14 protein-coding genes are annotated in these 13521 nt (G+C 55.1%); 5 read left to right on the top strand and 9 right to left on the bottom strand.

The genetic code is table 11. From position 1 onward, the window contains the following. Positions 1 to 129: 129 nt before the first annotated feature. Positions 130 to 1629 (bottom strand): catalase, encoded by a 1500-nt coding sequence (locus AC58P5_RS25820; RefSeq protein WP_497391744.1) that lies wholly within the window; start codon positions 1627 to 1629, stop codon positions 130 to 132. A gap of 256 nt (positions 1630 to 1885) precedes the next feature. Between AC58P5_RS25820 and AC58P5_RS25815 the strand changes: the two genes are divergently transcribed. Beyond that, on the top strand, positions 1886 to 2902 hold the full coding sequence (locus tag AC58P5_RS25815) for a glycosyltransferase family 2 protein (protein WP_497391742.1): 1017 nt from the start codon (positions 1886 to 1888) through the stop codon (positions 2900 to 2902). 301 nt (positions 2903 to 3203) lie between these two features. Then, positions 3204 to 3494: an alpha/beta-type small acid-soluble spore protein gene (locus AC58P5_RS25810; protein WP_497391740.1), complete on the top strand. Its 291-nt coding sequence runs from the start codon at positions 3204 to 3206 to the stop codon at positions 3492 to 3494. 134 nt (positions 3495 to 3628) lie between these two features. Here AC58P5_RS25810 and AC58P5_RS25805 read toward each other — a convergent pair whose 3' ends face one another. The 3 genes from AC58P5_RS25805 to AC58P5_RS25795 all read right to left on the bottom strand — a co-directional run bounded on the left by AC58P5_RS25805 (position 3629) and on the right by AC58P5_RS25795 (position 5247). Beyond that, the gene (locus AC58P5_RS25805) at positions 3629 to 4345 is read right to left on the bottom strand and encodes a hypothetical protein (RefSeq protein WP_497391738.1); all 717 of its coding nucleotides are present in this window, start codon (positions 4343 to 4345) and stop codon (positions 3629 to 3631) included. Positions 4346 to 4504: 159 nt separating this feature from the next. Beyond that, positions 4505 to 4786, bottom strand: a complete 282-nt coding sequence (locus AC58P5_RS25800; RefSeq protein WP_497391736.1) for a hypothetical protein — start codon at positions 4784 to 4786, stop codon at positions 4505 to 4507. A gap of 236 nt (positions 4787 to 5022) precedes the next feature. Next, a complete protein-coding gene (locus AC58P5_RS25795; RefSeq protein WP_497391734.1) occupies positions 5023 to 5247 on the bottom strand; it encodes a DUF1128 domain-containing protein in 225 nt (74 codons plus the stop codon). Positions 5248 to 5452: 205 nt separating this feature from the next. On the opposite strand from AC58P5_RS25795, the gene AC58P5_RS25790 reads away from it, so the two are divergent. Further along, complete coding sequence (locus tag AC58P5_RS25790; protein ID WP_497391732.1) at positions 5453 to 5854, top strand: secondary thiamine-phosphate synthase enzyme YjbQ; 402 nt, start codon at positions 5453 to 5455, stop codon at positions 5852 to 5854. Here AC58P5_RS25790 and AC58P5_RS25785 read toward each other — a convergent pair. The 3 genes from AC58P5_RS25785 to AC58P5_RS25775 all read right to left on the bottom strand — a co-directional run bounded on the left by AC58P5_RS25785 (position 5835) and on the right by AC58P5_RS25775 (position 8700). Further along, positions 5835 to 6476, bottom strand: coding sequence for a TetR/AcrR family transcriptional regulator (locus AC58P5_RS25785; RefSeq protein WP_497391730.1), 642 nt, complete (start codon positions 6474 to 6476; stop codon positions 5835 to 5837). The two genes, AC58P5_RS25790 and AC58P5_RS25785, sit on opposite strands and share 20 nt — an antisense overlap. A gap of 34 nt (positions 6477 to 6510) precedes the next feature. Beyond that, positions 6511 to 7149, bottom strand: a complete 639-nt coding sequence (locus tag AC58P5_RS25780; protein ID WP_217562308.1) for a YigZ family protein — start codon at positions 7147 to 7149, stop codon at positions 6511 to 6513. Positions 7150 to 7344: 195 nt separating this feature from the next. Further along, positions 7345 to 8700: a glucose-6-phosphate isomerase gene (locus AC58P5_RS25775; RefSeq protein WP_497391728.1), complete on the bottom strand. Its 1356-nt coding sequence runs from the start codon at positions 8698 to 8700 to the stop codon at positions 7345 to 7347. Between the two features lie 361 nt (positions 8701 to 9061). Between AC58P5_RS25775 and AC58P5_RS25770 the strand changes: the two genes are divergently transcribed. Then, entirely contained in the window at positions 9062 to 9961 is a 900-nt protein-coding gene (locus tag AC58P5_RS25770) for an NAD(P)-dependent oxidoreductase (RefSeq protein ID WP_497391726.1), read from the top strand. A 527-nt stretch (positions 9962 to 10488) separates the two neighbouring features. Here the strand turns inward: AC58P5_RS25770 and ppnP are convergent. Continuing rightward, positions 10489 to 10806 (bottom strand): pyrimidine/purine nucleoside phosphorylase, encoded by a 318-nt coding sequence (gene ppnP, locus AC58P5_RS25765; RefSeq protein ID WP_497391724.1) that lies wholly within the window; start codon positions 10804 to 10806, stop codon positions 10489 to 10491. 79 nt (positions 10807 to 10885) lie between these two features. Next, positions 10886 to 12907 carry a transketolase gene (gene tkt, locus AC58P5_RS25760; protein WP_497391722.1) on the bottom strand — a complete coding sequence of 674 codons (2022 nt, stop codon included), beginning with the start codon at positions 12905 to 12907 and terminating at the stop codon, positions 10886 to 10888. A 151-nt stretch (positions 12908 to 13058) separates the two neighbouring features. On the opposite strand from tkt, the gene AC58P5_RS25755 reads away from it, so the two are divergent. Beyond that, positions 13059 to 13520, top strand: a complete 462-nt coding sequence (locus tag AC58P5_RS25755) for a hypothetical protein (protein ID WP_497391720.1) — start codon at positions 13059 to 13061, stop codon at positions 13518 to 13520. Position 13521 lies beyond the last annotated feature (1 nt).

Here is a 13521-nt window from a genome sequence, read left to right as displayed (position 1 = left end):
AACCATCCGTGAAAGCGGGCACCATGCGGGAAGGGGGGAATTCCTCCAGCATGGCGGCGGGCCGCTTAACCTGATGGCGAAGAAAACAGCCTTGCAGCGTTTCCCGTGCTCTTGCCCGTGACAAACGAATTAACGCGGTGGCATTTGTCCCGTTCCGGAACCCGCTCCCTGCGGGATAAAACCGCTGAGATCGATTCCGAGCCCTTCCGCAAGTCGTGAACCGAATTCCACATCGGCACGGAAGAAATTGCAGACGGCGCGAAGCTGGATTTTCAGGTCCGTTTGTTTGAGATCATTCACGAGGTTATCGATCAGATTGGCGCGTTCTTCCGGCGTAATCCGGCGGTAACGCTCCCCTGCCTGCGTGAAATCGTCCGTTTTCTCGATTGTGCGGCGTGTGGTAGAACCCGTCAGCGGCTTCTCGCTTTCCGCATAGACGCTTCCGGCTTCCTTCGGCGCATGGTCATAGGAATTCGGCTCGTAATTGATCGGCGAATGATCCTGCCGAACCGCCATTTGACCGTCCCGCTGATAATTGCGGACCGGCGCATAAGGGCAGTTTACCGGGATCTGCATATAGTTCGCTCCCAGCCGGTGGCGCTGCGTATCCGGATAAGAGAACAGACGGCCCTGCAGAAGTTTGTCTTCGGAAGGTTCAATCCCCGGTACAAGCACGCTTGGAGCAAAAGCGGACTGCTCGACTTCGGCGAAGAAATTTTTAGGATTCTCGTTCAAGGTCATCCGTCCTACTTTAACGAACGGAACGAGGTCTTCCGGCCACTCCTTCGTCGGATCGAGGGGATCGAAACTGAACTGGTCCAAACGCTCCGGCTCCAGCATCTGCACATTCAGCTCCCATTCCGGGTAGCTTCCCGCCTCGATGGCGTCATACAAGTCGCGCGTTGCGTGATTGTGATCGCGCCCCCCCTGCTCTGCCGCTTCTTTGCGGCTTAACGAACGGACACCCTGCAGCGATTTCCAAGTGTATTTGACATAAACGACCTTGCCTTCCGCGTTCACCCATTTGAAGGCATGCACACCGAAACCGTCCATTTCCCGGTAGTTGGCGGGTGTTCCGCGGTCGGAAAAGACCCAGGTCAGCATGTGAGTCGATTCGGGAGAAAGCGACATGAAATCCCACAAATGATTAGGCGTTTGAACATTGGTATGCGGGGCCGGCTTCAAGGAATGCACCATGTCGGGGAATTTGAGCGCATCGCGGATAAAGAATACGGGCAAATTGTTGCCGACGAGGTCATAATTTCCTTCGGACGTGTAGAACTTAACGGCAAAGCCGCGTGGATCCCGGAGCGTCTCCGGCGAACCGCTCGGATGAATAACCGTCGAGAAGCGGACAAGCACTTTCGTTTCAATGGAAGGGTCCTGCAGAAAAGCCGCTCTCGTGTACTCGCTCATACTGGCATAAGGCCGGAATACTCCGAACGCGCCCGCACCCCGCGCATGCACCACACGCTCCGGAATACGTTCACGGTCAAAATGAGCCAGTTTCTCCAAAAGATGATAATCTTCGAGCAGCGTCGGGCCGTGAGTACCGGCTGTCTTCGAATTCTGGTTGTCGGCAACGGGCGCGCCTTGATTCGTTGTGAGAGAAGGACGATGTGGATTCATTCTGCACCTCTTTATAATTATTATTATTTGAAAATGATTATCAATGTCATGACGGTAGTATAGCACCGTCTTCTTGTCTCCGTCAATAGAATGACTATAAAATTGTAATTATTTTAAACAAGAATTAAATCGCCTGTTTTCAACACATTCCGACGAATAGGCAATTGCTTTATCGGACTGTGCTTGTTTACAATAAGGATAATCCGGTGGGAAGCAGTAATGTCCAGTCCAGGATAAGAAAGGAAGATTTGACGGGATGTCGAGCCCTATTTTAACAATCGTGGTACCCTGCTATAACGAAGAAGAAGTTCTCCCGGAAACGGTAAGCCGGTTAAGCGCGGTTCTGGACCGTGTCATTCAAGAAAAGCTTGTAGCCGGCGAAAGTGTGATGCTGCTCGTCGATGACGGCAGTAAAGACCGGACCTGGGAACTCATCGATCAATACAGCCGTTCCCATGACTATGTAACAGGCGTTAAGCTCGCACGGAATGCGGGCCATCAGAACGCCCTGCTAGCGGGTTTAATGACGGCCAGACATACATCGGACATCGTGATTTCCATCGATGCGGACCTGCAGGACGATACGGACGCGATACGCGAATTTGTACGGAAGTATCTGGAGGGAGCCGAGATCGTTTACGGAATCCGCAGCGACCGGACGACCGACACCTGGTTCAAAAAAACCACCGCCGAATCCTTCTATAAATTAATGCTACGTCTGGGCGTCCAGATTAAGAACAATCATGCGGATTACCGGCTCATGAGCAAGCGCGCTCTGGATTATTTGTCCCGTTATAAGGAAGTCAATGTGTTTCTGAGGGGGATTGTCCCGCTACTGGGACTGCGCACGGCCGAGGTCATGTACGAGAGGAAAGAACGTTTTGCCGGGGAATCGAAGTATCCATTGCGCAAAATGCTGTCCTTTGCACTGGACGGGATCACTTCCTTCAGCGTCAAACCGATCCGGATGGTAACGGTCACCGGGTTTCTGCTCTCCATCTTCAGCGTGTTCGCCGGCGCTTACGCCATCATTTCTAAATTATGGGGAACGACGGCTTCCGGTTGGACTTCTCTTATTTTATCCGTCTGGTTTATCGGCGGAGTGCAGCTTCTTGCCCTGGGGCTGATCGGAGAATATATCGGCAAAATCTACCGGGAGGTCAAGCAACGTCCCTTGTATCTCATCGAAAAGACAATCCCTGCGCAGCAGGGCTATGAAGACCCGGCTGACTTTGACCGGATTCCCGTAGGGGCGGAACAAGCGGGGCGCTAGCATTTAGGGTAAAATCGGCCATCAGCCAAGTTTATGGGCAGCCGCCCTCTATCGGATTCCGCGACGGGAGATCTTGACGGGCAGCTTCAGTACAAGGCTTGCCTTTCGCTGCCAGGATATACTCCTATGCCTCATTATGTAGGGTCATGTCATCACACCGTGTGCTTACTGCGCACGGTGTTTTTCTAAACGGACAGCCTCAGGCTCCGGGGGCTTGCCGCTCTCTTCACGGACCGGAGACCGCTGGCCGCACGTGATACTCCGGGAACTCCTGGGCATCCTAACCTCAGGAGGTGATAGCATGGCAAAAAGACGAAGCCGCAGAGCCGCGGTTCCCGGTAGCGAAAGCAGTCTGGACAAGTTCAAGGGCCAGGTCATGCGGGACGCGGGCTACAACGTGTCCGGCGATCAGCCGAACCTGGTCAAATACGAAGTCGCGCGCACGCTGGGAGTACCTCTGGAGCCGGGCAACAACGGTCAACTCCGCACCGAGGATGCCGGTAAAATCGGTGGCGAAATCGGCGGTCGCATGGTGCGGGAGCTGGTCCGTATGGCACAAAAGCAGCTGGCGGAGCGCAGCGGACCGAAGTAATCCCACGACAATGAGCTCCTGTCCGGCAGCGCGGCAGGACCTCCGCGCCGCCGCGCTGCGGGCCTGCCGGCCATCGCGTTCTCCTCTCGCCGCGCCGCTTTCCACGGCTTATCAGAGGGCCGCGGTTCCATCCGTCACCGGTGGGCCAAATCGGCCCGGATGACCAGAGAGCCGTCTTCGCTGCTCATCCTGCATGAACCCGGCCGGATAGGCCTGAACAGACGGATGGCCCGCTTCCCCCCGATCCGGCTGCCGCTAAGGCGGATGCTCGACCTGTCCGCCGCCAGTTCAATCTCTCCCGGGCGTATCCCCGAAGGCTGCTGCACGATAACCATCAGCCGGCCCCCGACCTCGGTTATCGAATAGGCAAAAGGCTCCGCCTCTTTAACCTTGGCGGTTGGCCGCTTTTTGCTTCCGGCAGCAAGGCCTTTAACAGGCTTTCTGCCGGAGAAGGGAATGGCCGCGGACGGCTGGGCGGCGGCAGTATGGGAGGCAGCAGGCCGAGCGGCGGCAGGCCGAGCTCCGCTCGTCCGGCGTTTCTCGCCGCTGGGCGGCAGAGTGCTTCCCTGCGTGCTCTGACCCGCGGGTCCCCCGTCCGGCTCGTTGTCCCAATCGGTGCCCATCCACTCCGGAATCCGGTAGTCCGGCATCGCCTGCCGAAGAAGCTTATCCAGCCATTGGTCCAACCACGCCGTGTTTTCCGGGTCCTTCGAAATCCGTTTCGACAGCTCGGTAAACAAAGTCTCCCCGTCTCCGAAGATGGAGGAAAACGAAGGAACCTCACCGGAACGGAAACCGAATTTCCGTTCCCACTCTTTTTCATAGTCGAATTCGCTCTTTCCTTCGCTCATCTTCTTACCTCCTCTCAACCTGTTCCGAGACACGGAACTCGCCGCTTTCTCCACACCAGCCTATTCCGGAGCCGAGCCGATGGTGTTTGTTCAAGCCCGCACGCCAATAAAAAATCAGGTCCCGCAACCGGAACCTGATGTGCTGCCGCGCTTCTTTTTTTACCAGAAAAATCCGGGGCCGCCGAAGCCGCCGCCGTAGCCATAGCCGCCGCCGAAACCGTAAGGTCCGTAAGCATACGGAGCCGTTCCGATGGCAAGCAAATCGAACAACACGAGAGGAATGAACGCTCTTGTCTGAGCGGTTCCCTCTTGGGGCTCAAGAATCAGCTCGTTGCCTTGAATACGGACCAGTTTGCCTCTGACCGTGGAACCGTCTTTACGGACGGCCACGATGTTCTGCCCGACCAGTTTAGACGCGTCATTACGAAGTTTGGAACTCATACCGTCTACCTCCCTTTTCAGCGAATCATGCATGCTACCCTACACCATATGCGGTCGGCTAGCGGCCCGATTGGATAGCTGTCCCTTCACCCTGATTTATTTGGCCAAGGCTGGCTGTTCCACGAGAGAGCCAGGATTGCAGGCAGAAGAAAGACGTCTTTTTCATAGAAAAAAAGCCTCCCGCCCGGAGAGTCAATCTCCATGCAGAAAGGCTTTTCGCAAAGGGCAAGCAGGTTTTAGGCCTTGCGGAGCTTGCCCAGTTCCGTTGTGATCGCGTCAATTTCGCTAATGCTGAAATTGGGCTTGCTCATCACCAGATCGTACAAATCCTTAAGATCTTCATATTGTTCCTGGCTAAAGTTGGACGCTTTAATCGATCCGCCTGTCGCCATTCTCAGTTTGGTTTTGATTTCATCGAACATATACTCTACATTCTGTTCCGACCATGCCGCCAAATCCAATGCGTTTCATCCTCTCGTTATCCGGTTATGCTTTCATTGTAACATGTTTTGACACCGGAAATCGCGTCCGTTACGATAGAATCTGACCGAACCGCCGGGCTTGACCATGCCGCGCATGCAGGAGGATAAGAAGCTTGATCTGCTTCTAAGGCCCCCTATCTCCATTGCCCGCCGGTTATAAAACCCGCAAGGAGGACATTCGCTTATGCTGCATACCTACGATCTTGTCACCCGCAGACGGGACGAAATGGTTGAAATCACGGACATCGTGGCGAGGCTGGTTCAGGAAAGTAGTCTGAAAGACGGCACCGCGATCGTTTACTGCCCTCATACGACTGCAGGAATAACGATTAACGAAAATGCCGATCCCGATGTAAAAAGAGATGTGCTCATGCGCCTGGATGAAGTGTTCCCCTGGGAGCATCCGCGCGACCGTCATGCGGAAGGCAATACGGCCGCTCATCTGAAAGCCATGACGGTTGGAGCCTCGCAAACCGTATTTATCCGCGGAGGCCGCCTTGAGCTAGGCCGCTGGCAGGGAATCTACTTCTGCGAATTTGACGGGCCCCGCAGCCGTACGTTTACCGTTAAGCTGATTCGTGATTGACCAGACTGACTTTGGAAGACTCGGAACGGGCCGCCGTGGAGACCAGGTTGCTGCACAGCAGCTGTACATGCTCTTCGGCGAGCTGTTCGACCAACTCGTACGTTTGTCCGTAATGAATGGAATGCGAGATGAATCCGTGCATGGACATGAACAAGTTCCATGGCAGCCGGTATTCCTGATCTTCTTTGTCCGGCATTCCCGAAATGACCTGGCGCACGACCGTGGCAAACAGATCGAAACATTTCGCCTGCTCGGTCCGCGAGTACTGGCGCAGCTCCTCGTCCCGGATCATAAACATGATTTCGTAATGATGCGGGTTCTCCAGCCCGAACCGGATAAACTCCATCATCAGCTTCTGCAGCAGGGGAACCCCGAGAACAGCAGATTCGACGATGATTTGCCGCTGCCGCTGCAGGAGTATGCCGAAATCCTCCAGAATGAGAGCATTGAACAGCTCTGCTTTTTCTCTAAAATGATAGTATAACGCGCCATGGCTGTAACCCATTGCTTTAGCGATGCTTCGCATCGTTAAAGCGCGATAACCGCGAGTTACGAATAACTCCCTGGCCTCTTCAAGAATCCGCTCTCTGCTAAGTTCCTGAGCGACTGCCTTCCTCGCCATAAGAATCCCTCCGCTTCGGTGGTGTATGAAATTGTTAGGGTAGCTCGCTATGTTCGATATATGTATGTTCGCCGCGTATGATGTTTCCTTGACCTTGGGTCAAATCGGTAAACCAGTCGGCAAAAGAATCCGCCTCGGCAGATAAGGGATAGCACCGGAGAATAACCTTGTCGGTAAATTCCGTATCGCCCATCCGCATGTTGCGGTTCCGCAGCTCATTCTCCACTTTACCCAGCCAAGTATAATCGATTTCAGCGAGCAGTTCCTGATGACTTACTTTGTAAACGGGCACCGCAGCCTGTATTCCCGCGACTGCGCCATCCGTGTAGGCTCTGATCAGTCCGCCGGCTCCCAGCATAATACCGCCGAAATACCGGGTGACGACTACGGCCACGTTCTTGAGATCCATATTCCGGATCACTTCGAGAATCGGTTTGCCGGCTGTGCCGCTCGGCTCCCCGTCATCCGACTGTTTCTGAATCTCATTGCGTTCCCCGATCATGTAAGCGGAGCAGTTGTGGGTCGCCATCGAATGTTCTTTCTTCACGCCGGCAATAAAAGCAAGCGCTTCCTCTTCGGACGAAACCGGCAATGCCTGACCGATAAACCGGGAACGTTTGATGATAATTTCATCGGCTCCATGCTTCTGTACCGTTCTGTAGGATGCTATCATGTCGCTTCTTCATTCCATTTCCTAACTAATGCGCCTTCTGTTTCATATCATTTTACACAAATCAGAATATTAGTACAATAGTTAATTTAGTTCTAACATTATTTCCAATAAAAACAGACCTAATCCCGCAGGAAAAGGTCTGTTTTCGTTCAAAACGCGCTTATAGAGCCCCATACGGGTTCTGTCTGGACGAAACTAGTCGTTCAACCGAGCTTCCAGTTTCGCTTTATCTTCTTCGTAACCGGGCTTGCCCAGCAGCGCAAACATGTTTTTCTTGTAGGCTTCCACACCCGGCTGGTCGAACGGATTCACTCCGAGGAGGTAACCGCTGATACCGCATGCTTTTTCGAAGAAGTAGACCATATAACCGAACGTGTGAGCCGAAGTGTCGGGCAGTGTCACGATCAGGTTAGGTACCCCTCCGTCCGTGTGAGCCAGCATAGTGCCCTGGAACGCTTTTTTATTCACGAAATCCATCGTTTTGCCGCTCAGGAAGTTAAGCCCGTCCAGGTTCTCTTCATCGGTTCCGATGACGATTTCCTCTGCGGACTGGTTTACAAACAGTACCGTTTCAAACAGGTTGCGGTTGCCTTCCTGAATGAATTGGCCCATGGAGTGAAGGTCTGTCGTGAAATCGACGGCAGCCGGGAAGATTCCTTTGTTGTCTTTGCCTTCGCTCTCGCCGTAAAGCTGCTTCCACCACTCCGATACATAATGCAGGGAAGGCTCGTAGTTCACGAGAATCTCGGTAGTCTTGCCTTTGCGGTAGAGCGCGTTGCGGACAGCCGCATACTGGTAGCTCGCATTCTCGCTCAGCTCGGGGTTGGAGAAAGCTTCGCGCGCATCGGCTGCGCCCTGCATCATCTCTTCGATGTTGATGCCGGCCACGGCGATCGGAAGCAGGCCTACGGCCGTCAGAACAGAGTAGCGTCCGCCTACGTCGTCCGGAATAACGAAGGACTCGTAGCCTTCGCCATTGGCAAGCTGCTTGAGAGCGCCTTTCTCGCGGTCGGTCGTAGCGTAGATGCGCTTGCGCGCGGCTTCTTTGCCGTATTTTTTCTCCAGCAGCTCGCGGAAAATACGGAAAGCAATCGCCGGCTCCGTCGTCGTTCCGGATTTGGAAATGACGTTTACGGAGAAGTCTTTGCCTTCCAGCAGCTGCAGAAGGTGCGTTACGTATGTAGAACTGATATTCTGGCCGACGAAGTACACGGCCGGAGTTTTACGCTTATCTTTATCAAGCAGGTTATAGAAAGAATGGGACAGCATTTCAATCGCCGCGCGGGCCCCCAGGTAGGAGCCGCCGATGCCGATCACGACAAGCGCCTCGGAGTCGGATTGAATTTGTTTCGCCGCCTTCTGGATTCTGCCGAACTCTTCTTTGTCGTAAGCGACCGGAAGATCGATCCACCCTAAATAATCACTACCGGCTCCGGTTCCGTTATGCAGTTGGTCATGTGCGGTACGGATCGGCCCGGCCAGGTAATCAATTTCGTGCTGGGCAACAAAGTCAAGCGCCTTGCTGTAATCAAATTGCAGCTTCTGGGTCAACTTTCTCTCCTCCTCGGTTCTTTTACTTGGTTCTTTCCTCTAGCATACCGCTTCTGTGCCGCTGTCCGCAAGTCGCGCGCCCGAGGCGTGCTCCCTCTTTGCAAAACGTGCTACAATAGGAAAAACGCCTAGTGGTGTACCTTCACCGAGCGCTTGCGGGGACGGCTTCATAGAATGGATACGTGCGGGCCGGGCCTGCAGGACAGCCCTCCCGGTAGTATTGCCGGGACGGCGGATTTATTCTCCGAAAACACCCGGCGCATCGGCTTCGCATGCATTGATTCCTTACTATAAAAGCTTTCCTGACAAACTGCAAGTGAAATTATCGTGTCTGGCGTTACTCTTAACGAGGTGATTAGTGATGAAACAAATCGGATTTATCGGATTAGGAACCATGGGCGCTCCAATGGCCCTGAATCTGCTCCGCAAAGGGTACGCGGTCACCGTATACAACCGCAGTGCCGATAAAGCGGCGGAGCTTGTCCAGGCGGGCGCTTCGCTTGCCGCAACCCCTGCGGAAGCCGTCTCCGGGGCCGAGATCCTGTTCACGATGCTGAGTAACGATTCCGCCATCGAGAGCGTTTATTACGGCGAGAACGGAGTTCTAGAAAAGGCCGGTAAAGGCCTAACCGTAATTGATTCGAGCACCGTGTCCCCGGCTCTCAGCCAGCGTCTCCACGCCGACCTGGGTAAACGCGGGTCGTACTTCCTGGACGCGCCCGTAACGGGAAGCAAGCCCGCTGCCGAAGCGGCGACGCTCGTATTCATGGTCGGCGGAGACCGCCCCGTATTCGACGCCCAGTACGCGCTGCTGAGCGATCTCGGCAGCAAAGTGCTCTACATGGGACCGTCCGGTTCCGGCTCCTATACGAAGCTGGCCCACAACACGATTGTGGGCATCAACGCGATCGGCCTGATGGAAGGCTTATCCATTGCGACGAAAGCGGGCCTAGCCCCCGAACAGTTCCTGCAGGTCGTGCAGGCAGGCTCCGCGGGCAGCAAGCAGGCCGAGCTCAAAGGCCCGAAGATTATCGCCCGCGATTTCAGCAACCAGTTCTCACTGAAGCTGATGCTGAAGGACCTGCTGCTGGCGTCCGATCTGACAGGCAAGTTCCAGCTTCCCGCTCCTATGCTGCATGCGGCGACCACCGTCTTCCAGATGGGCCTGAGCAAAGGCCTCGGCGAGGAAGACCTAGCCGCCGCCATCCAGTGCTACGAGGAATGGATGAACGAGAAGGTCGAGCAAAAAGACGGGCAGTAAAGCGAGCCTTGAACACGGCGGGTACTGACGTAACGGCTGACGGGGCTTGCATCTTCACCCCTGCCACGAAAATTATCCGCCGTATAGGGACTCGTAACCGTTAATACGCGTCATTCGTCCAGTTAACAGTATCGGCAACCGCACCTCGGTTTCTATCGGGGCTTTTCGCGATACTGCCTTATAGCGTGGAATACAAGCCGGTATAGCCGGCAGTAGACGGCAATAGCCCGCCGCTGCGCCTGCTAGCGGCCGCAAGCCCCGGATTGCGCACGCGCCCGCTGAAACCGCGGCTCTGATTGACCATAGTCATGCGATACCAAACACTGCGGACTGAGAGCCCCGCAAGGCAAGAAAGGCCCTTCCGAACGAAGAGTTCGGAAGGGCCTTTTCTATTGCAGCTGCGTACTGCCCGCAGTCGAGTACTGCCAGCACTACGTATACCTGCTGCTTATACCGCGGCTGTGTACTGCCCGCACTGCCTATACCTGCCGAGCGTATACCCGCGGCCGCAGCCGAAAACCGGGAGCCTATTCCGCGATGTAGGAGCAGCAGTAATCCGTGACGCTGCGGACTTTCAGCTTGAATTTGGCGTTAGCCGGGATGGTAAACTCCCCTTGTCCCTGAATGTCCGTCCACTCGGATTCGCCCGGAAGGAGGACACTCAGGTCGCCGGCCAGGATTTCCATAATCTCTTTGGAATCCGTGCCGAATTCATACTCCCCCGGAAGCATGATGCCCAGCGTCTTCTTCGAGCCATCCGCGAACAAAACGGCGCGGCTGGTCACTTTCCCCTCAAAATAAACGTTCGCTTTCTTGACTACGGTAACTCCTTCGAAATTCGACAACCTGTTCTCCCCCTCGTGATTGGCGGCTGCACATAAGGACGACCCTGTGGAAGCGGTCGTCCTTATGGCATTCCTATATTTATTTAAGCAGTTCTTTGACGCGCTTGGCGACATTCTCTGCCGTAAATCCGAATTCCTTGATAAGCAGATCGCCCGGAGCGGAAGCACCGAACGTGCTGATTCCGAGGATAGAGCCCTCATCGCCTACATAACGTTCCCATCCGAGCGGATAAGCCATTTCTACGCCGAGGCGCTTTTTGACGTCCGGAAGCAGGACGGAATCCTTGTACTCCTGGGACTGCTTCTCAAACAGCTCCCAGCTCGGCATGCTGACGACGCGGACTTGGATGCCTTCTTCGGCGAGCAGCTTCTGAGCGGCCACACCGTGCTGAACTTCCGAGCCTGTCGCAAGGATAAGCGCGTCCGGCTTGCCGTTAGGCGCGTCGGCTACGACATAAGCGCCTTTGGAGAAGTTCTCGCGCGCATATTTGGCTGAGCCTTCGAGCTGCGGCAGGTTTTGGCGGGTCAAAATAAGCGCGTACGGTCCGTCGTTGTGCTCTATCACGTAACGCCAAGCTTCGCTCGTTTCGTTGCCGTCCGCTGGACGGAGAACGGTCATGCCCGGAATGACGCGGAGGGCGGCAAGCTGTTCAACCGGCTCGTGAGTCGGGCCGTCTTCGCCTACGCCGATGCTGTCGTGCGTGAAGACGTAGATCACCGGCTGCTTCATCAGGGCGGCCAGACGGATCGACGGACGCAGGTAGTCGGAGAACACGAAGAACGTGGCGCCGTATACGCGGAGACCGCCGTGCAGGGAAATTCCGTTCAGGGCGGCGCCCATCCCGAATTCGCGTACGCCGAACCAGATGTTGCGGCCCGCGTAATTTTCCGCGTTGAAGATCGGAGCGTTCTTGATCTCCGTATTGTTGGAGCTTGCCAGGTCGGCGGAACCCCCGAAGAAGTACGGAACGTTCTTCGCTACGGCGTTCAGCGCGTTACCGGAAGCGGCGCGCGTAGCCAGAGCTTTGTCTTCCGGCGTGTAAACCGGAAGATCGCGGTCCCAGCCTTCCGGAAGCTTGCCGCTTTCGCCCAGTTCAAACTGCACGGCGAGTTCCGGGTAAGCTTTGCGGTAATCGTCGAACAGCTTCTTCCATGCCTGTTCGGCCTGGATGCCTTTTTCTTTGACCGCCGCATAATGCTCGCGGACTTCTTCAGGAACATAGAAATCTTCTTCGTAGTTCCACTTGTAGAATTCCTTGGTCAGTTTGGTTTCTTCCAGACCGAGCGGGGAACCGTGCGGTCCGGCATGTCCGCCTTTGCCGCCTTTGTTCGGGCTGCCGTAGCCGATCGTCGTTTTCACTTCGATCAGAGTCGGACGGGTCGTGTCGGCTTTCGCCTCTTCAACCGCGCGGTTGAGGGCTTCCAGGTCGTTCTGCTCTTCTACGCGGAGCACCTGCCAGCCGTAGGCTTCGAAACGTTTTTGAACATTTTCGGTAAAGGAAACGTGCAGATCGCCGTCCAGCGAAATGTCGTTGGAATCGTACATCATGATCAGCTTGCCCAGCTTAAGGGTAGCGGCCAGAGAGACAGCCTCGGACGATACGCCTTCCATCATGTCACCGTCTCCGCAGATGGCATATGTATAGTGATCGATAACCGGGAAGTCTTCACGGTTGTACAGACCGGCCAGATGCGCTTCGGCCATCGCCATACCTACGGCCATGCCGATACCTTGTCCGAGCGGACCGGTTGTCGCGTCAACGCCCGCCGTGTGACCGAACTCGGGATGTCCCGGAGTCAGGCTGCCCCACTGGCGGAAATTTTTGATTTCTTCCATCGGAAGATCATAGCCCGTCAGGTGCAGAATCGCGTAAAGCAGCATGGAGCCGTGGCCTGCGGACAGGACAAAGCGGTCGCGGTTGATCCATGTCGGGTTGGCCGGATTATGGGTCATTTGATGCGCAAACAGCGTATAAGCCATAGGCGCGGCCCCCATAACGATGCCGGGGTGGCCGGACTTGGCTTTCTCGATAGCGTCGATTCCAAGTGTACGGATCGTGTTAACGGCTAGTTGCTGAATAGGCGTATTGCTTGCAGACATGGTGTATCCTCCTATGAATGGTGTCGTGTTATACTGTTGTTATTCTCGCCAACATTGAAGCATTAGTTCCATTATAAAGCTAAAATCCGAAACCGCAATGTCAGGCCCGCGGTATAAGCGCCCGCATTCGGACAAGGAGAGTGAAGAGCGGATGAGCCGCCCTTTTTTTGAAAACGGAAACACGCTTGTCCTGCGGGGCTTTGCTTTCGGGCTGGTGCCCGGGGCCGCACTCGCTCTGCTTTTTAAAGCCGTGGAATTCTTTGCAGGTTCCCGCGTCTATACACTGCTGCTCAATGTCGACTTTATCCCAGGTCTTGGGAGCGGTCTGCCTGAATGGTTCGAACTGACCCTACATCTGGCCGTTTCGGTCCTTATCGGTTTCCTGTACGCGATTCTGCTCGGACGTACGGGAAAACCGTGGCTGCCGGGGATCCTGCTCGGCATCTCGCCTATCCCCTTGTTCGTACCTCTTACCCAGTTGGCCTTATCGGCGGTTACACCCGTCCTTTCGGATGTAACCGCCATGATCTGGTGGATCGCAGGACACCTTCTTTACGGTTTTATACTCGCCGCTTTGGGCAGAAAAGCCCTGCAAACCCGCGACAAAGAATGAA

Source organism: Paenibacillus sp. JT31N7 (genome assembly GCF_059692095.1).
Note: the sequence above shows the minus strand (reverse complement) of the source record. Positions and strands in the feature narration are given on the sequence as shown.